The sequence below is a fragment of the Kitasatospora sp. NPDC005856 genome, from assembly GCF_040629945.1.
Lineage (GTDB): Bacteria > Actinomycetota > Actinomycetes > Streptomycetales > Streptomycetaceae > Kitasatospora.
The window spans coordinates 24,889-42,938 of the sequence record NZ_JBEXWT010000015.1 but is presented as its reverse complement, the minus strand read 5'-3'; the positions used below and the strand labels follow the sequence as shown (position 1 = coordinate 42,938).

Annotated in this window: 14 protein-coding genes; 3 read left to right on the top strand and 11 right to left on the bottom strand. The window is 73.9% G+C overall.

The genetic code is table 11. From position 1 onward, the window contains the following. Positions 1-34: 34 nt before the first annotated feature. A complete protein-coding gene (locus tag ABZ449_RS12270; protein WP_360344401.1) occupies positions 35-817 on the bottom strand; it encodes a GNAT family N-acetyltransferase in 783 nt (260 codons plus the stop codon). Between the two features lie 450 nt (positions 818-1,267). Between ABZ449_RS12270 and ABZ449_RS12265 the strand changes: the two genes are divergently transcribed. Beyond that, entirely contained in the window at positions 1,268-2,416 is a 1,149-nt protein-coding gene (locus ABZ449_RS12265; RefSeq protein ID WP_360344399.1) for a hypothetical protein, read from the top strand. A 250-nt stretch (positions 2,417-2,666) separates the two neighbouring features. Here ABZ449_RS12265 and lanL read toward each other — a convergent pair whose 3' ends face one another. From lanL to ABZ449_RS12235, 6 genes are all read right to left on the bottom strand, one after another. Beyond that, positions 2,667-5,198, bottom strand: a complete 2,532-nt coding sequence (lanL, locus tag ABZ449_RS12260; protein WP_360344396.1) for a class IV lanthionine synthetase LanL — start codon at positions 5,196-5,198, stop codon at positions 2,667-2,669. 55 nt (positions 5,199-5,253) lie between these two features. Continuing rightward, a complete protein-coding gene (locus ABZ449_RS12255) occupies positions 5,254-5,421 on the bottom strand; it encodes an SflA family class IV lanthipeptide (RefSeq protein WP_360344393.1) in 168 nt (55 codons plus the stop codon). Between the two features lie 261 nt (positions 5,422-5,682). Beyond that, a complete protein-coding gene (locus ABZ449_RS12250; RefSeq protein ID WP_360344390.1) occupies positions 5,683-6,603 on the bottom strand; it encodes a squalene/phytoene synthase family protein in 921 nt (306 codons plus the stop codon). A gap of 83 nt (positions 6,604-6,686) precedes the next feature. Next, positions 6,687-7,211, bottom strand: a complete 525-nt coding sequence (locus ABZ449_RS12245) for a hypothetical protein (protein ID WP_360344387.1) — start codon at positions 7,209-7,211, stop codon at positions 6,687-6,689. A gap of 163 nt (positions 7,212-7,374) precedes the next feature. Continuing rightward, the gene (locus tag ABZ449_RS12240; protein WP_360344384.1) at positions 7,375-8,628 is read right to left on the bottom strand and encodes a styrene monooxygenase/indole monooxygenase family protein; all 1,254 of its coding nucleotides are present in this window, start codon (positions 8,626-8,628) and stop codon (positions 7,375-7,377) included. A 151-nt stretch (positions 8,629-8,779) separates the two neighbouring features. Beyond that, entirely contained in the window at positions 8,780-9,430 is a 651-nt protein-coding gene (locus ABZ449_RS12235) for a pyridoxamine 5'-phosphate oxidase family protein (RefSeq protein WP_360344381.1), read from the bottom strand. Positions 9,431-9,967: 537 nt separating this feature from the next. On the opposite strand from ABZ449_RS12235, the gene ABZ449_RS12230 reads away from it, so the two are divergent. Together ABZ449_RS12230 and ABZ449_RS12225 are read left to right on the top strand one after the other, a co-directional pair. Then, positions 9,968-10,735: a slipin family protein gene (locus ABZ449_RS12230; RefSeq protein ID WP_360344378.1), complete on the top strand. Its 768-nt coding sequence runs from the start codon at positions 9,968-9,970 to the stop codon at positions 10,733-10,735. A gap of 113 nt (positions 10,736-10,848) precedes the next feature. After that, positions 10,849-12,213 carry an FAD-dependent oxidoreductase gene (locus tag ABZ449_RS12225; protein ID WP_360344375.1) on the top strand — a complete coding sequence of 455 codons (1,365 nt, stop codon included), beginning with the start codon at positions 10,849-10,851 and terminating at the stop codon, positions 12,211-12,213. A gap of 165 nt (positions 12,214-12,378) precedes the next feature. Here the strand turns inward: ABZ449_RS12225 and ABZ449_RS12220 are convergent, their stop codons facing one another. From ABZ449_RS12220 to ABZ449_RS12205, 4 genes are all read right to left on the bottom strand, one after another. Then, positions 12,379-12,996 (bottom strand): TetR-like C-terminal domain-containing protein, encoded by a 618-nt coding sequence (locus ABZ449_RS12220; RefSeq protein ID WP_360344372.1) that lies wholly within the window; start codon positions 12,994-12,996, stop codon positions 12,379-12,381. Between the two features lie 635 nt (positions 12,997-13,631). Beyond that, positions 13,632-15,713 carry a histidine kinase gene (locus ABZ449_RS12215; RefSeq protein WP_360344369.1) on the bottom strand — a complete coding sequence of 694 codons (2,082 nt, stop codon included), beginning with the start codon at positions 15,711-15,713 and terminating at the stop codon, positions 13,632-13,634. Between the two features lie 180 nt (positions 15,714-15,893). Then, positions 15,894-16,571 carry a response regulator transcription factor gene (locus ABZ449_RS12210; RefSeq protein ID WP_360344366.1) on the bottom strand — a complete coding sequence of 226 codons (678 nt, stop codon included), beginning with the start codon at positions 16,569-16,571 and terminating at the stop codon, positions 15,894-15,896. After that, complete coding sequence (locus tag ABZ449_RS12205; protein WP_360344593.1) at positions 16,568-17,956, bottom strand: histidine kinase; 1,389 nt, start codon at positions 17,954-17,956, stop codon at positions 16,568-16,570. The genes ABZ449_RS12210 and ABZ449_RS12205 overlap by 4 nt, the downstream gene beginning before the upstream one ends. Between the last annotated feature and the right edge of the window lie 94 nt (positions 17,957-18,050).

Sequence of the window (18,050 nt, the reverse complement as noted above, 5' to 3'; positions counted from 1 at the left end):
GGTCCTGGCGGGTGGTCAGGCGTGAGAGGCCGCCTCAGGTGCGTTCGAAGCCGTGGGTGTGTCCGACGGCCTCGAAGCCGCGGTGCGCGTACCAGTGGCGAGGCCAGTCGTCGGACTCCGCGATCAGGAAGCGGGTGCCACAGTCCGCGTCGGCCGCGCGGCGCAGCGCGCCGGCCAGGACGGCGTCGGCATGGCCGCGCCGCCGGTGCGCCTCGGCTGTCATCAGGTCCTCGATCTGGGCGATTCCGAGGGCGGGTTCGAGGTAGAGGTCCGTCCAGGCGGCCACCTCGCCGTCCGGAGTCCGGGCGCCGAGCAGTCGGACGTGCTCGGCTCCGCGCCGGTCGGCCCGGCGCCGGTCGACCAGCATCCGGATGACCTCGTCGCCGGCCTCCGGGAGCGTCGCGCGCCAGCTCGCCGCGAGCGGTGCCCGGATCGCCTCCAGATCGACCTCCTCGACGGTCCGCCCGTCGTCGGGGGTGGGCACCGGGCCGGTGTGCTGCATCACCAGGTAGGTGCTGTGCCGGTACCCGGCCCGCCGGAAGGGCTCGCCGCACGCCTCGCCGAAGGCCCCGTCCAGGACGGTGACGAGGCGGAAGGGCCGCTCGCCCATCACCTCGTCCACCAGGCCGGGCAGGGCGGCCGGCTCCGCTTCGGCCCGGTCGACGAGGACCTGGTTGTGCGACCACGAGTCGGCGAACCGGTCGTCGAACACCGCGAACCCGCCGGGGAGTTCGACCGTGCGACCGGCCCGCCTCCGGGCGAATCCGGCCAGGAAGGCGCGGATCCGCCGCAGTTCGCCCTCGGCCACATCGCGCACGTCAAGCTCCGTTCCGCCGGGTCGTGGCTCCGGCCACCGGCGAGCACGGCCCCGCCTCGAGCACGCCGGTCTCCGCCTCCCCTTGGTGACCTTCGGCTCCAGAATGAGGCCGGCGGGGCGGGAGCACCAATGGTCTGGGTCCCGGCTTCATGCCGCGCCGGGGCGGTCCAGCGGGAGCAGGTACTGGATCGGCTCGCCGAGGTCGTCGAGGCCGAGGAGTTCGTGGGCGAGGTCGTCCTGGAGGCCGCCGAGGGAGTGTTGCCGTCCTCCCGCGCCCTCGGAGTCGGCGCCCGTGACGTCACGGGCATGCTGGTCGGAGCCGGGCCCTCCCTGATGGCGGTGACCGCAACGAGGAGTCAGGCGTTGGAAAGCGGCGTCACGAGGTACGGGCTTATCCGCGGCTACCAGGAAACTCGGCGAGGGGTTGGGCCAACGCCATAGAATGCGCCGATGTCTGCCACCCAGCCGGCCCCTCGGCGCGCAGCCGTCGAAGCCCTCCTGACGGGCCTTCATTCCTCGCCCGTCGAAGTCGAGACCTGGGAGCGTCTGGAACCCTGGGCTGTCGCGCGTGTGACACTCCGCGGCCCGATCGCTCCCCGAACCGTCATCGTCAAATGGGTGCGGACCCACCCGATCGAGACCCATGCCGAGTCCTGGCGGCTGTGCGCTGAGTTGGCGGCGCTGCGGTTCCTCTCCGACGACCTCAACCTCGCCCTCACCCCCCGCGTCATCGCCGCCGACCTGTCCGCCGGGCTCGTCGCCATGGAGGACCTCGCCCCCCGCACCGCCTTGGACCACTTACTCCGCCGCGACGGCGCTGCGGCTCACGCCGACCGGCTGGTTGCCTTCGCCCGCGCCCGCGGTGAGCTGAGCGCCGCCACCGTCGGCCATGCCGACACCTACCACGCGCGTCGGGCTGCCCTCGGGCCGATCGATCCGGCGGCCAACCTGGTGGGCCGGTTCGCCCGGCTCCGGGGCGAGGCACTCAGACAGGCCGCAGCTCTCGGAGTACCCGTCACCGGACCAGCTGAGAACGAGCTTGGCACTGTACTTGCCGAGTTGAGCGACCCAGGCCCCTTCCTCGCGCTCAGCAACGGTGATGCGGAGACCAACAACCTCCTCCTCAACGAGTCCGGCCCCGCCGACGCCCGCCTCATCGACTTCGAGTTCGCCGACTACACCCACGCCCTTGTCGACGCTGTCTGCCTGCATGTACCCGGCCCGGCATGGATGTCGGTCGGCGACCCCATCGCCACCGGTCTCGCCGACCACTACCGCCGCGCCCTGGCCTGTGGCGCGCCCGAGGCCGAGGATGACCGGCGATACGGATTCGGCCTGGCGGCAGCCTGCATCTCCTGGGCGATCGTCCGTCTGCAACGGTTCGCCTTGCTCGACGCTCGTTCGCCTGGCGACGGCAGTCGACCCCAGCTCGTCGAGACACTGGAGGCCGCAGCCCGCACCGCCGAGACCTGTCGCGCCCTGCCGCACCTCACCGGCTGGTCCCGCCGCACGGCTGACCTGCTGCGCCGACGCTGGCCCGACGCGGACCTGGATTTCACCGGCCAGGCCACTTTCCCGCCCTACACCGCGCGCGGCTGACTGACGAGAGCGTCTCGCAGGGGCGGAGCAGGGTCTTACCGGGTGCGGGTGTCGTCGTACGTCTTCGGCTTCCGGCCCCATCGCGGCAGCCGACCGGCCTTCTCCTCCTCGCCACCCCGGCTCAACTCCTCAGTCGACCCCGTGCGGGGGAACGACTGCCACCATCGGTTCACGTCCGCGTCCACGTGCGCGTCGGCTGTGGCCGAGCATTCGACCGGGGCACCATGCCGTTGCGTCCGCCCGGGGCCGGTCAGCGCAGCGGCAGCAGGCCAGGCACGGGGCCGCCGCGGTGCGCGAGGCGGCGCAGGAAGGTGGTGACACCGGGAGTGCCGACCGCCCAGGCCCGGGACTCCTCGTCCGGCCTGCGGCCGGGCAGCAGCGGCCGCTTCGGCTCGCCGCCCGCCCGGGTGAGGATCAGGGCCGCCAGTTCCCCGGCGGCCGCCCAGTGCCGGGCCTCCCCGGTGGTCACCGCGAGGTCGACGAGCAGGTCCCCGACGCCCGCGAGTCCGCAGCAGCGGAACACCTGGGCGGTCCTCGGAGCGAGCGTCCGGCAGGCGTCGGCCGCCTCGGCGGCGAGGGCGATCAGCGCGTCGTCGTCGTACTGCCGGCCGGCCTGGACCAGCAGGGTGCCGAGCCCGGCGAGGCCGCGGCACCAGGAGAGGTAGCGGCGGGTCGCCCCCGGCGTACGGGCGGCCGCCATGATGCCGGGCAGATCGGCCGCGAGTCCGTCCACGATGTCCCGGGCGCCGCGCCGGGACGCCTCGTCGGGCATGGCGAGCAGGAAGTGGGCGACGCCCGCGCGACCGTGCGCGAAGCCCTCCGCGAGGGCCGCGGTGCCGGGGTTGGGTTCCTCCCCGAGGTCGTCCAGCGGCCGCCCGGCCAGGTCGGCGGCGCAGTCGGCGGCCGCCGCGCGGTGGGCTCCGGCCGCCGGGCCGAGGGCGGCGAGCAGCAGGTGCCCGGTGCCGATGCCGGCCGTGCCGGCGATCTGGTCCACGCCCGTCCCCTCGTACCGGCAGTGCTGCGGGGGCTCGGTGCCCAGCACGACGGCCGCCTCGGCGAGGAACAGGTCGACACCCGTACGGCCCTGGTACAGCGAGCCGTCCAGCTGGTCGAGGGCGGGGTGGGCGGCCGTCCAGCGGGCCAGTTCGGCGGCGGCGGCCCGGGCGTCCGGGCGGTCCGGGTGCTGGAGCAGTTCGAGGCCGAGGCCGGCCGCGCCGTCGTACAGCGAGAGCAGGGTCCGGGGCTGCCCGGTGCCCGGGCCGGCGGCGACCAGCTCGCGGGCCATTCGGACGCAGGTGGTGACGGTGTGGTCGAGCGCCTCGGCCGGTCGTCCGGTGCCCCGTCCGGTGGGGGCACCCCGTCGGGCGGGCACGGCCCCCTCCCGCAGCCCGGCCGCCGTGGCGGCGCGCCGCTCCGGGTCGAAGCTCAGCAGGCCCTCGACCAGTTGGGCCGCCGGGTGCCCGGGCTCCGGGAGGGCGGCGCGCAGACAGGCGAGGGTGCGGTCACGGTTGGTCGCCGGGTCCGGGTCGATCACCACCGGGTCGAGGCCGGTGAGGGCGTGGTGCAGGGTGGCGCCGAGCGCGTAGTGGTCCTCGGTGGGGTCCTCACCGGTGGCGCCGGGCAGGCCGTACCCGGCGGTGGCGCCCGGCGGGCGCTCGCCCGCGAGGGCGCTCACCCCGAAGTCGACCAGCGCGGGCCGGCCGTCCGGGTCGAGCACCACGTTGGCGGGCTTGAGGTCGCAGACCACCACGCCGCGGACGTGCACGGCGTCCAGGACCTCCAGCAGCCGGCGTGCCAGCGTCCACCAGTCGCGTCCGCCCGCGGTGCCGGCGTCGGCGTCCCAGGGGCCGGCGGTGAGCACCTCGCGGCGCAGGTCGATCCGGCCGCGGGCGGCGCTGACCAGGTACTCGTCGGTGCCGTGCCGGAAGTAGTCGACCAGCGCGGGCACGCCGGGGATCCCGGCCAGCGTGTGGAGCACCCGTTGCTCGTGCCGCAGTCGGCCGCGCGCGTCGTTGCCCGCGCCGTCCTCGGCGACGAAGGCGCGGGCCTGCTTGACCACCACCTCGCGCCCGGTGGCGAGTTCGACCGCGCGGTAGACGTGGCCGCTGGGTGCCCGGGTGATGCCGGCGGTGATCCGGTAGCGGCCGGCGCCGACCCGGGTGGTGGCCGGGCGGGCGGGGGCTTCAGCCGTCGCGAAGGGGTCACCGGCCCAGGGCGGCCGACGGTAGCGGGCCTCGGCCAGTCCGGGGAAGAGCGAGCCGTCCGGGCCCGCCATGCCTGCCTGGGCCTCGTCGTCGGTGACCCGGAACGGGCCGTAGCGGTAGTGCACCGGGGCGTCCGGCCGGACGGGGCGGTCACTCACCACGGCGGGGCCCTCCCGGCCGGCCAGCGCCTGGGCCAACTCCAGTCCGAGCGACCGGACTTCCTCCGGCCGGGGGTAGACGGTGAGGGCCTTGCCCACGGCGGCGGCGCCGTGCCGGCCACTGTTCAGCTCCCACAGTGCCGCCGTGCTCACCGCGAACTTCACGTCGCAGACGCGGCCGAGCAGGATCGGCAGCGCCGTGTCGAGCAGTGCCGCGAAGCTCTCCGGGCGGGCGGACAGGTGGAGCTTCCAGCCATGGGCCAGCTCCGGCATCCGGGGGTCGCGGAGGTACCACCACTGGCCGTCGGTGCGCAGCGGGCGGTGCGGGCCGGGCGCTCTGGCGGCCAGTTCCTCGGCCCGGCACCGGAGTTCTTCCTGTCCCAGGACCACGGCGGAGCCGGGGTCGGGCGGTGTGCTCATCGTTCCGTCCCTTCCCGGTCCACCGTGGTCCGCCGTGCTTCGGGATCCGGATGGATCAGGAGTCGAACTCACAGGGGAAGCGGGTCGGGACGTAGGTCACCCACGGGTCGGCGAGGCAGGCTACGGGGGTGAGGTCGGCGTCGAACTCGTCCTCGAAGACGATCGCGTCCTCGTCGATCTCCAGCAGGCCGGCATCGCGGATGTCGGTCATCAGAGCACTCATGAGGGTCCTCCCAATGATTGGGGTCTTTGGGTCCTGCGGGCTGAGCGAGATCATGCTAGCCAGGCCACCCAGCCCGGGACAGAGCGCTGACAGACCCGCCGAATCGACTACGACAAAGAGGGGTTCCGTTTGTGGACGCCGGCCCAGCCCGCCCGCACCGGTGCCGCACACTCCGGATCGACACGTCCGGGACCAGCGGTGTTCGCGGGCAGGCGCCGTTCACGGGCCGGCGGTCGGTCGGCCGCGCGGGCCGACGACGGGTCAGCCGCGCGACCGGCGGGCCCGAAGGTACTCGCGGGCCAGCAGGCGCAGCGCGGCCGGCTTGCCCGGGCTCGCCGAGCGGCGCAGCAGGGCACCGAGGTCGGCGCGGGCGGCGGCACTGGTGAGCTCCTCCACCCCGACGATGCCGCGCACCATCGGCCGGTGGGCGGGCGGCACCCGGTCGATGACGGCCCTGCCCTCGGCGAGGCTGCGGTCGGCCCGGTCGAGCAGGTCCGCGAGCAGGGCCCGGACGGCGGGCAGGTCGCGGGCCTGCTCCAGGTCGGCGCGGGTGACGCCGTACTCCTTCAGGGCCTGCTCGGGGATGGTCAGCCGGCCGTCGGCGAGGTCCTCGGCGAGGTCGTTGACGAAGTCGAGCCGCTGGCTGCCGTCGATGAAGGTGCGGCAGGCGGCGCGGTAGTCGCTCTGGTCGCCGTCCGGGCCGATCAGGCCGGCGACCACCATGAAGCCGGGCAGCGAGTACCCGTCGACGTAGGCCTGGTAGTCCTCCTCGGTGGCGAAGCCGGTGAAGTCCAGATCGGCCTCGGTCGCGGCGAGGAAGTCCAGCACCCGGTCCCGCAGGACGGGGTGGGCGTCGACGCTGTGCAGCAGGGGGCGCAGCTCGGGGTCGTCGGTGCGGCCGGCGGCGAGGCTGTCGGTGACCTGCCGCTGCCAGCGGGCGGACGCCGCCCGGCGTTCGGCGAGCGGGCCGCTGTCGAGCAGGGTGTCGGTGCGGTGCATGAAGGCGGCGGCGGCGATCACGTGCGGGACCATGCGCGCGGGCAGCAGCAGCTCGCTGGCGAGCGCGGCCTCCCGTCGGTACCGGGCCATCTGCTGCCGCTGCCGGCCGTAGTCGGCCCGCAGCCCGGTCTCCCGCACCCCGGCCGCGTCCAGCGCCCGCTCCCACCTGCCCACTCGGTCCATCCCATCGTTCGTTCGACGGGGACCGAGCGTAGCCGGTGGGAGCGGGAGGGCCTATTCGGGGCCTCGGGCCCCCGCGGCGCCGGTCAGCGCGGGCGGATCGAGGCGAACCCGCAGGCCGGGGTGCAGAGGGTGACGATGCCGCTGTAACGGTGGGTGGTCCGGCCCCGGGTGACGCTGTGCATGGTGTACTTCTCCCGCAGGTTGAGCTCCCGGCAGCGCGGGCAGGCGGCGCTGACCGGCTTGCCCCACGGGCGGTTCGGGTCGAGCTTGACGACGGAGACCACCAGCAGGACGGCGGCCACGCCCGCTCCGCCGAAGCCGACCGCCCGCCACACCCCGTTGGACGACTCCCGACGGTCGATCATCTCGTCGTAGGAGTAGGTGCCCCCGCCGCCGCGGCTGGACCAGATCCGGCACTCGCTGTGCCGGGTCATGGTCTGGCCGTCGCAGGTCGGCGGGGTGTCGGGGTCCGACTTGCCGACCACCAGGGCCAGGAAGAAGCCGAGCGCGATCAGCAGGCCGAAGAAGATCGCGGCGACGGTCCGGCTACGGCCGGTGTGCAGCCGTTTGCGCTCGTTGAAGGCCGTATCGATCACAGCCTGGGCCATGTTTCCCCCGTCGACCGCCACTGCTCTTCTCCCCTTGTTCGCTTCGCCCGCTCGGCCCGGACGCCGGGCCGGACGCCGCCCCCTCGTCGGGGGGCGAGAAGAACCCACCACGAACGAAGCATGGCCGCAAGGAACTTGGGAAGATCTTGACCCTTCGGTTGCCCTATCGGTCGTCCGATCGTGCTGCCTCCGTGACCGACGCCAGATAGTCGGCGGCCCTGGCCGGGTCGAAGTACCACTCCTCCAGGTCCGCCGGATCGTCGAAGGCGTTGGCGAAGCGGTCGGCCACGGCCGGCACCTGGCCTCCCGCGCCGAACAGGTGGAGGGCGTGCGGGGGCGGCGGGGCGAGCATCGCGTTGGTCCAGGTGGTGGCCGGGCCCGCCACCCGCCAGAAGCGGTCGAAGGCGGACTGCAGGAAGTCACGGTCGAACGGCTTGTCGCCGTGGGCAGTGATCGCCTCCAGGTAGACGTCGGCACACTTGGCGGCGCTGTTCGAGCCCTGGCCGGTGATCGGGTCGTTGAGGACGACCACGTCCGCGACGCCGAGCACCGTGCCGCCGCCGGGCAGTTCGCCGATCGGGTGGCGGACCACCGGCGTGAAGCGCCCGGCCAACGTGGCACCCGCATCGGTGAGTTCGACGCCTGAACGGGTGCGTTCGTACTCCCAGGGCGTGAACGTCTTCATCAACTCCAGCGTCACCCGCAGGTGTTCGGCCGGGTCGCGGATCCCGTCGAAGGCGTCCGCCGGGCCTCCGGGCTGGGCCTCCCAGAGCAGGATGTCGCAGGGCCCGGCCTCGGTGAGCGCCGGCACCGCGAAGAACTCGCCGACGCCCGGCACCACGTTGCAGCGCACCGCCGGAATGTCGTGTTCGATGCGTGGCCCGAACCCGTGCACGTAGGCGACCGCCAGCGCGCGCTGCGGCCGCTCGTACGGGGAACGCGGCACGTCGCGCTCGAACAGCGAGGCCAGCGAGCCCTTCCCGGAGGCGACCAGCACCAGATCGTACGAGCCGGCCAGGTACTGCAGGTCGGCGGCCGTCACCTGGCGCAGCTCGACCCGGCCGCCGCGCTCGGCGAACAGCTCCAGCCAGGTGGACATCTTCAGCCGCTGGTCGACGGACTGCGCGTAGGCGTCCAGCCGCCCGACCCAGTCGATCACCCGCTCCGCCCGGGGCAGGGCGACCGACATCCCGATGCCCTCGATCCGAGGTGCCAGGTCGGCCCACAGGTCCAGGCCGAGGGCGCGCTCGGTGCGCAGCGCGCAGTCGAACATGCACTGACTGGACGTCACCCGCCCGCCGCGCACCTCCTCCGGTCCGCGGTCGGTCAGCACCGTCACGTCGTAGCCGTGGGCCTGCAACCCCAGGGCCAGTTGGAGTCCGGCCTGCCCGGCGCCGACGATCAGAATTCTGCGCATCGCCCCTGCTCTCCTGCTGGTACGTCCCGGCCGGCGGCCCGTGGGCGCCCGGCCGCCCCCGGTCTGCTTACCAGTCATCGCCACGCCCGTCCATGGGCCGTGCCGCTCCCCGAGGGCCGTGCGGGAGCTCCCGGGCGCGGCGGGCAGGGCCTCACGCCGTGACCAGCTGGCGTCCAGTGATCTCCTCCGGGCGGATCCGGACCCAGCGCGGCCGGTCCCCGCCCGCCCAGGGAGCCGCGCCGGGCAGGCCGGCCAGGCGCTCGAGTTCGGCGGGGTCGGTCACGTAGTGCGCCGGCCCGAGGGCGAGCACGCTCCAGCCGCGCCCGAGGTACTCGTCGATGTGGTCGACCTGGAAGGCGACCGCGGCGCCCTCGTCGGGGAGGGCGGAGCCATGCTCGCCGGTGCGGTAGGCGAAGCAACCCTGGTCCACCACGTAGTTGACCGGCAGCACCACCGGCCCCGGCTCGACCGGCAGGGCGATCCGGCCGATGCCGTGGCTGCCGACCAGCTTCCAGCACTCCTGCTCGGTGAGGCCGAGCAGCCGGGGGCGCGGGCCGGGGCCGCCCTGGCCGGGCGGGGCGTCGGCGCGGCCGGACTGCAGCTCCTCGGGTGTGCTGTCCAGGGCGGCGGCGATCCGGACGAAGCCGCCGGGGTCGAAGGAGGGCCCGGCGTCCAGCAGGCACCGCAGGTAGCGGGGAGCCATCGAGGCCTGGTGGGCCAAGGCCTCCTCACTGAGGCCCAGCTGTTCGCGCCGCTCGGCGATCCGACGGGCCACGACGGCGGGGTCGGGGGTGTCGTTCACGGTGGTGACTCCTCGGCTTGCCGGGGGCCGTCTGGCCGCGTCCGGGCGTTGACCAGGCCGGATCCATCCAAGCGCCCGGCCTGCCGCAAGTCGAGCAACAGCGCGACCCCGTGCGTGTCGGTCCCCGCCCGGCGGTGACCTGCGTCCGACGGGCGCTCTGGTGACGGCGGCCCCGGCCCACGCCCGGGCCAGCGGATACCGTGCCTACGTCGCGCTGGGCGACTCCTACGCGGCGTACGGGACCGTCTCGAAGAGCGACGCGCTGGAGCCCGCGTCAGCAGCGGCGACCGGGCGCAGCCGGGGCCCGCCGCGGAGTCGATCGTCGTGGTCACCCGACGACGCTACCGGCCCGAACGGCCCGCCGGCAGGGCTCACTTCGGCCCCGGCACCCGCCCGTCGACGCTCCCTCAGAATGCCCGCGCACAACGCTGTCCGTCGCCTCGGCCCGGGCGCATACTGGCCTGCGCGGCTCGCACCGGGCGACGGGGCCACTCCGGTCCCCGGCCCGGCTGCGCCGCGACGGGGGAGGCCGGAATCGTGGCAGCTGTCGTGATCGTCGCCGTGGTGGTCCTGCTCTGGCTGGTGACCGGCGTACGGGTGGTCCAGCAGTACGAGCGCGGTGTGGTGTTCCGGCTCGGCCGGGTGAGCGGGCGGGTCCGCGAGCCGGGTGTGAGCCTGCTGGTGCCGGTGGTGGACCGGATGCGCAAGGTCAACGTCCAGGTCGTCACCATGCCGGTGCCGGCGCAGGAGGGCATCACCAAGGACAACGTCTCGGTGAGCGTCGACGCGGTGCTGTACTTCCGGGTCATGGACCCGGTCAAGGCCACCGTCGACGTCCAGAACTACTCCTTCGCCATGCTCCAGGTCGCCCAGACCTCGCTGCGCTCCATCATCGGCAAGAGCGAACTGGACGACCTGCTCTCCGGCCGGGAGAACCTCCACCAGGGCCTGGAGGTGATGCTGGAGAGCCCGGCCACCGGCTGGGGCGTGCAGATCGACCGGGTGGAGATCAAGGACGTCAGCCTGCCGGACTCGATGAAGCGCTCGATGGCCCGCCAGGCCGAGGCGGACCGCGAGCGCCGGGCCCGGATCATCACCGCCGACGGCGAGTTCCAGGCCGCCGCCAAGCTCGCCGAGGCGGCGAGCACGATGAGCGAGAACCCGGCGGCGATGCAGCTGCGGCTGCTCCAGACCGTGGTCGAGGTCGCGGCGGAGAAGAACTCGACGCTGGTGCTGCCGTTCCCGGTGGAGCTGCTGCGCTTCTTCGAGGCCTCCGCCGCCCGGGCCGCCGAGCCTGAGGCATAGACCGGATCTATGACCCCATAGATCACCACCGACTACTTCCCAGGTCATCTGTAAGGTTTGCTACAAAGGTTCAGACCACCTTTGCGCCGCGCCCGACCGGAGGACCACTCGCCATGCCCCGCCCGATCCGAGTCGCGATCGTCGGAGCCGGCCCCGCCGGCATCTACGCCGCGGATGCCCTGCTGAAGTCCGACGCCGCCCAGGAGCCCGGTGTCTCGATCGACCTGTTCGAACGGATGCCCGCTCCGTTCGGCCTGATCCGCTACGGGGTCGCGCCCGACCACCCGCGCATCAAGGGCATCGTCACGGCCCTGCACCAGGTGCTCGACAAGCCCCAGGTCCGACTGTTCGGCAACGTCGACTACCCGAACGACCTCGCCCTGGATGACCTGCACCGCTTCTACGACGCCGTGGTCTTCTCCACCGGCGCGACGGCCGACCGCGCCCTGGACATACCCGGCATCCACCTCGACGGCTCCTACGGCGCGGCCGACTTCGTCTCCTGGTACGACGGCCACCCGGACGTGCCCCGGACCTGGCCGCTGGAGGCCGAGAAGGTCGCCGTCCTCGGCGTCGGCAACGTCGCCCTGGACGTCGCCCGGGTGCTCGCCAAGACCGCCGACGAGCTGCTGCCCACCGAGATCCCGCCGAACGTCCACGAGGGCCTGCGGCGCAACCGGGCCGTCGAGGTGCACGTCTTCGGCCGCCGCGGCCCGGCCCAGGCCAAGTTCAGCCCGATGGAGCTGCGCGAGCTGGACCACTCCCCCACGATCGAGGTGATCGTCGCCCCCGAGGACATCGAGTACGACGAGGGCTCGATCGCCGAGCGCCGCTCGGTCAAGCACGTGGACCTCGTCGCCTCGACGCTGGAGAACTGGGCGATCCGCGACGTCGGCGACCGCCCGCACCGGGTGTACCTGCACTTCTTCGAGTCCCCGGTGGAGGTGCTCGGCGAGGACGGCCGCGTCGTCGGCCTGCGCACCGAGCGCACCGAGCTGGACGGCACCGGCAACGTCCGCGGCACCGGCAGCTTCACCGACTGGGACGTGCAGTCGGTCTACCGCGCCGTCGGCTACTACTCCGACGAGCTGCCCAAGCTGCCCTTCGACCCGGTCTCGGGCACCGTTCCGCACCAGGCCGGGCGGGTCCTGGACGGCGACGGCTCGCACCGCACCGCCACGTACGTCACCGGCTGGATCAAGCGCGGCCCGGTCGGCCTGATCGGCCACACCAAGGGCGACGCCAACGAGACCATCGCCTGCCTGCTGGACGACCACGGCGCCGACCGCCTGCCCGGCGCCGTCGAGCCCGACCCGACGGCCGTCGAGGAACACCTGCGCGCTCAGGGCGTCCGCTTCACCACCTGGGAGGGGTGGCAGCTGCTGGACGCCCACGAGCGCGCGCTCGGCGAGGCCGAGCAGCGCGAGCGGGTCAAGGTCGTCGAGCGCGAGGAGATGCTCCGCCACAGCGGGGCCTGATCTCCTTCGGGGCCGGGGCATCCGAGCCATGGGCACCGCCGCCGAAGTCCCGCGGGAATTCCTCCGGAACACTCCCGCGGGACTTCGGCCGACGACCGCACCGAGAAGTCCGCGGTCCCCTGCCCGTCGCCCCGTCGCGCCCCGCCGGCTCGGGGTCGGTCCCCGTCAGGGACGGACGATCGGCAGCAGCAGCTCGTCCACGATCTCCGCCGGATCGAGCTGCACCGCTTCCCCGCCGCACATCTTGGTCCGGTACAGCATCAGCGCCGGCACCAGGTCGGTGACCAGCGGGGTGACCGCCCCGGGCCGGACCTCGCCGCGAGTGGCGCCGCGGTCCAGCACCTCGGCGATCAGCGCGGTCGTCGGCTGGACGACCCGTTCCAGCACGATCTCCACGAAGGCGTGCGCCCGCTGGTGGTCGAGCTCGCTCATGATGGCCCGCACGGCGGCGCCCAGCTCACTGACCATCGCGGCGCGCAGCCTGGTGACCACCTCCAGCAGGTCCCCTCGCAGGCTCCCGGTGTCGGGGGCCGGACCGGACGGCGGCAGGCTGGCCCGCAGCGCGTCCTTGACCAGTTCCTCCTTGGAGGACCAACGGCGGTAGAGCGCGGCCTTGCCGGTCTGCGCGGCCGCGGCCACCCCCTCCATGGTCAACCGGGCGTAGCCGTCGGTGGTGAGCTGCTGGAGGACCGCCTCGTAGATGGCGCTCTCCAGCGCCTCGCCGCGCCGCCGCAGCGGCGCGCCCGTCACCGGTCCGCGCCCGGCATCCGTCTCAGCGGTCATGGTTGTGCACCTTCTTCAGTTGCCTTTCCTCGATCCCGTCGCTCCACGCGCTCGACCGTGGACTCCCGGGAAATCCGGGGCCGGCCGTGCAGACGGTGAAGCATTTCCCCTGCCGCGATTTCGAGGATCCCTCGACGTCACCGGGGCTACTGACGATGTTAGTGAACGAACCCGTTCCCGCCGCCACCCCGGTCCACCCGTATTCGTTCCGGTGTTCTCCTTGCGGCGGGTTGACGCCCCGCTGCGCTTCGAGAAGAGGCTCCCCGGTGTCCGGGCCCACGCCGCGCGCGGTGCACCCGTCCCGCAGGACGGGACCGGAACAGGACCGTGGCCTCATGCGGCTGGGGCGCAACGGGCAGTGGCATGGAGGAGCACATCGCAGCGGACCCGCCTGCGGAACCCCGTGGAGGACCCCATGACCGAGACAGTGGCCGGATCCAGCCCCGGCGCCGGCGTCTCCCGGATCACTCCCCGACGCTGAACACCCTGAACTGCCGTTGACCCCGCTGTCCCCCACTTCCCCCGGAATCGCCGGTTCGCCTCCGGTCACCGTGTCGGGGGCCCTTCCCGCGTAGTCGCCCCTCGTACCCGGGGGCCTCTCGCGCGGGGTCGCTCCGGCTCGGGGACTCCGGACCTCAGCCGCTCACGGGCCGACGCGGGAGCACCGCGTGCACCCGGGTGCCGTGCAGCAGGGCGTCCACCGTGCAGCTGCCGCCGATCTCCGCGGCCCGCTCGGACATCGACTGCAGTCCCACCCCCGGGTGCACGGGGAGACCGCGGCCCGGACCCTGCCCGTCGTCCTCGACATCCAGCACCAGCTGCCCGGTGTCCGCCCGGACGGACACCGTGGCGCTGTTCGCCCGTGCGTGGCGCACCACGTTGTTCAGCGCCTCCGCGGTGATCCGGTAGACCGCGACCTCGACGGCGGCGGGCAGCGCCGGCAGCGGGTCGGGCTCCAGCCGGGTGGTGACGGCGAGGTCCGGTCCGCTGAAGGTCTCGACGAGCCGGCTCAGCGCCAGGGACAGGCCGTAGTCGCCCAGTGCGGTGGGCCCGAGCCGGTCGGTGATCCGCCGGACCTCCCGGACCGCCGAGGCGAGATCGTCCGCGACCCGGTCCAGCACACCGGAGAAGCGCGCCGGGTCGTCGACCGCCGCGGCGGCCTGGAGTCGCAGCCGCAGGCCGGCCAGCATCGGGCCGAGGCCGTCGTGGATGTCCCGGCGCAGCTGGCGCCGCTCCTCCTCGCGGGCCGCGACGATCTGCTCGCGGCTGGCCCGCAGGTCCTCCGCCAGCTGGAGCGAGGCGACGGCGGGCGCGGCCTGGTCGGCGAGCGAGCGCAGGATGTCGCGATCGCTCGCGTCGAGAGTCCGCTGGCCCTGGCGCGGGGCGACGGTGAGCCGTCCGATCTGGTCCCCGCGGTGCACCAGCGGGAAGCCCTCACCGCCGCCGGAGAGCTCCCCGACCGCGGCCAGCGACCGTTCGCCGCCGCGCGTGAATACGGTCAACTCGACTCCGGGCAAGCGCAGTTCGTCGCTGACGGTACGGCACAGCACGGCCGGAACCTCCTGCGGGTCGACGGTCTGACTGACCCTCCCGGCGAGGTTGCGCAGCACCTGGTAGGGCTGCGCACGCGAGCCGAAGTACCAGCGGTCGACGACGCCGAAGGCCCAGCGCACGCCCCGGGGCAGGCCGATCGCGAGCACGAAGACGGCGGCGACCACCACCAGCGCCCCCAGACCGCGGCCGGGCATCATCATGGTGGAGAGCAGGCAGGCCACCACCACGGACACCATCGCCAACCCGGCTGCCACCAGCAGGCCGGCCAGGACCCGCCGGGCGGCCCGGTCGAGGTGCCAGGACCCGTCGCGGACCACGACGACGGCCAGGGTGACCGTCCACAGCGCCGAGGTGACCGCGAACACGGCGTACGAGCGGGTGCCCTCGTACACGTAGTAGGCGAGCGCGGCTCCGGCCCACAGCACGTACACGCCGACGGCGATCAGCACGTTCCGCCGGAGGCGCCGCGACACCCCGCAGAGGTGGGTGAGTGGGACGAGTACCACCAGGAGGGTCAGCGCGATGTACAAGGCGAGCTGGGTGTCGTACAGCCGGTCGTCGACGTCCCTCAGCCAGTTCGCGAAGGCGCTGCCGGCGAACGGGTTGGGCCGGCCGAACACGGTGGGATCGGCGAGGAAGGAGGTTGCCGCGAGCAGTCTCTCCAGGCCCACCGCACCAATCGCGAACCACCACCGCTTGCTCGGCAGCGTCCCGTACGGCAACCAGAGCGGCAGCGCCTGCCAGAGGGCGGCGCTGACCGCGTAGCCCGCCACCGCCAGGACCACCACGGCCCCGACCACGTGTGAGTCCACCCTCACGACCGACAACGGGGTCTCGGCGGCGTAGGGGACGATCAACGCCGTCCCGTACAGGAGCAGTACCCAGCCGAGCTGGTTCCCGGGCCGGTGGGCGTGCAGCAGCACCCCGCCGGCGACGGACGCCAGGCCGTAGCCGAGAACCGGCAGGAGATGGGCGGGCGTGGAGATCCCCGGCGCGCCGCGGTGGATCAGCACGTACCCGACCCACAGTGCGGCGGCCGCCAGGCAAACGAGCGCGACCAGCCCGGCGGCGGCCAGTTGCCGCTCCGCCGGGCCGGTCCGAGGCCGCCACCAGGCTCTCCGAATGCTGTCGGCAACCATGTCGGCCCTTTCGTCGGCGGACACCTCCGGATGTCTGCAGTCTCCGGCACCCGTTGTCCCGGATGCATGAGGCAGCGGCCCCGCAGGCCTGCACGGCGGGCCCGCGGACGAACGGGCGGGTCCGCTGGCGGGCGGGCGCGTCCGTCCGGAGTGGTTGGAGGGGTGGGCGGACCGGGTCCTCGGAGGGGCTGGCCGGAGGGGGGGTCAGACCGGCGGGTTGGGGCGGGTCAGACCGCGGTCGTAGGCGAAGATCACGGCCTGGACGCGGTCCCGGGCACCGATCTTCGACAGCACCCGGCTGACGTGCGTCTTGACGGTCGACTCCGCCAGCACTAGGCGCTGGGCGATCTCGCTGTTGGACCAGCCGCGGGCGATGGCGAGCAGGATCTCGCGCTCCCGGTCGGTCAGGGCGTCCAGCTGCGGATCCGCGACGGGCGCACCACCGGGCGGGCGGACCGGCAGGCGGTGGGCGTAGGCGTCGAGCAGCCGCCGGGTGATGGCGGGGGCGACCACGGCGTCACCCCCGGAGACCGCGCGGATGCCGGACAGCAGTTCCTCCGGACGGGCGTCCTTGAGCAGGAAGCCGCTGGCACCGGCCCGCAGCGCGGCGTGCGCGTACTCGTCGAGGTCGAAGGTGGTCAGCACCAGGATGCGGGAGCGCCCGCCGGTCGCGACGATCCGGCGGGTGGCCTCGATCCCGTCCATGCCCGGCATCCGGATGTCCATCAGGACGACGTCGGGGCGCACGTCGGCGGTCAGCCGGACGGCCTCGGCGCCGTGGGCCGCTTCGCCGACCACCTCGGTGTCGGGCTGGCTCTCCAGCAGCATGCGGAAGCCGTAGCGCTGCAAGGGCTGGTCGTCCACGATGAGGACGGTGGTCACGTCGGGCCGCCTGTCGGGTCGGGGGTGGGGTTCGGGTCCGCGGTGAGCTCCGGGGCGGGCGCGGGGGCGAGGGTGGGGTCCGGGCCGGGAGCGCGGTCCGGGCTGGACGCGTCCGGCCCGGGGGTGAGGGCAAGAACGGCCTCCACCGCCCATCCTCCACCGGGGACGGGGCCCGCCGTGAGGGTGCCGCCGTAGAGGGCCGCACGTTCGCGCATCCCGGCCAGGCCGTGGCCGTACCCGTCCGGACGGCCGTGCCAGCGGGAGCCACCGGGCGGGCCGCCGTCCTCGACGCGGACCCGCAGCCGGTCGGTGTCGACAGTGAGGGTGACGTGGGCCCGGGTCTCGGTCCCCGCGTGCTTGAGGGTGTTGGTGAGCGCCTCCTGGACGATGCGGTACGCCATCAGCTGGACGCCGCGGTCCGGCCGGTCCAGGGCGCCGGCGGCCGTGTAGACCACCTGCGGTCCCGCTGCGCGGATGCGGGCGCACAGCCCGTCGAGGTCGGCGATGCCGGGCTGCGGCGTGTACTCGGCGGTCTGGTCGCCCTGGTCACGCAGCACACCGAGCATCCGCCGCAGTTCGCCGAGCGCCTGCCGGCTGGTGTCCCCGATCAACAGCAGGGCCTCCCTGCCGCGTTCGGGGTCGGCCTGCGCCGCGTACGCGCCGCCGTCGGCCAGGGTGACGATGACGGACAGGTTGTGGCCGACGATGTCGTGCATCTCCCGGGCCACCCGGGCGCGTTCGGTCGCGGCGGCCAGCCGGCTGCGCTGGTCGCGCTCCGTCTCCAGCCGGGCGGCTCGCTCCCGCAGCCCGGCGAGCTGGGCGCGCCGGACGCGCACCGCGATGCCCAGGGCCACGGCCGCCGTCGTGGCGCTGAACAGGAAGAACAACGCATCGCCGACCGGCAGCCCCCCGCCGGAGACGGCCACCGCGACCAGGGCGACGGCCACCGCCATGGCCGCACAGGACCACGCCAGGTGCCGCAGCCGGCCGTGCAGCGCCAGGCTGTAGAGGGCGATCAGCAGGGCGGCGTCGGCGCGCAGGCCGACGCCCAGCGACCACTGCAGGATGAACACGGCCATGATCGCGGCGAAGGCCGCCGTGGGCCGTCGGCGGCGCCACAGCAGCGGCAGCACCAGGCCGGCCTGCAGGGCCAGGGTCTGCGGCAGCGGCAGCCGGGTGAGCACGATCCGGTGCTCGCGCGCGCCCGCCTCGACGTGACCGGGAAAGAGGTCGGGCAGGCAGAACAGCAGGAAGGCGGCGGCCACCACTGCGGCGTCGAGCGCCCACGGGTGGTCGCGGTCCGCCTGCCGCAGCCGCTGGCCGATCCGGGCCAGGCGGGCGAACAGCGGGTGTCGGGACAGGACGTCGGCGGGCAGGACGTCGATGGTCGGCGAGTCGGTGGTCGGCGAGTGAACGGTCGGCGGATCGACGGTCGGGGCACCGGCCGCCGGGGTGTCGGCGGCCGGTGCCCCGGCCGCG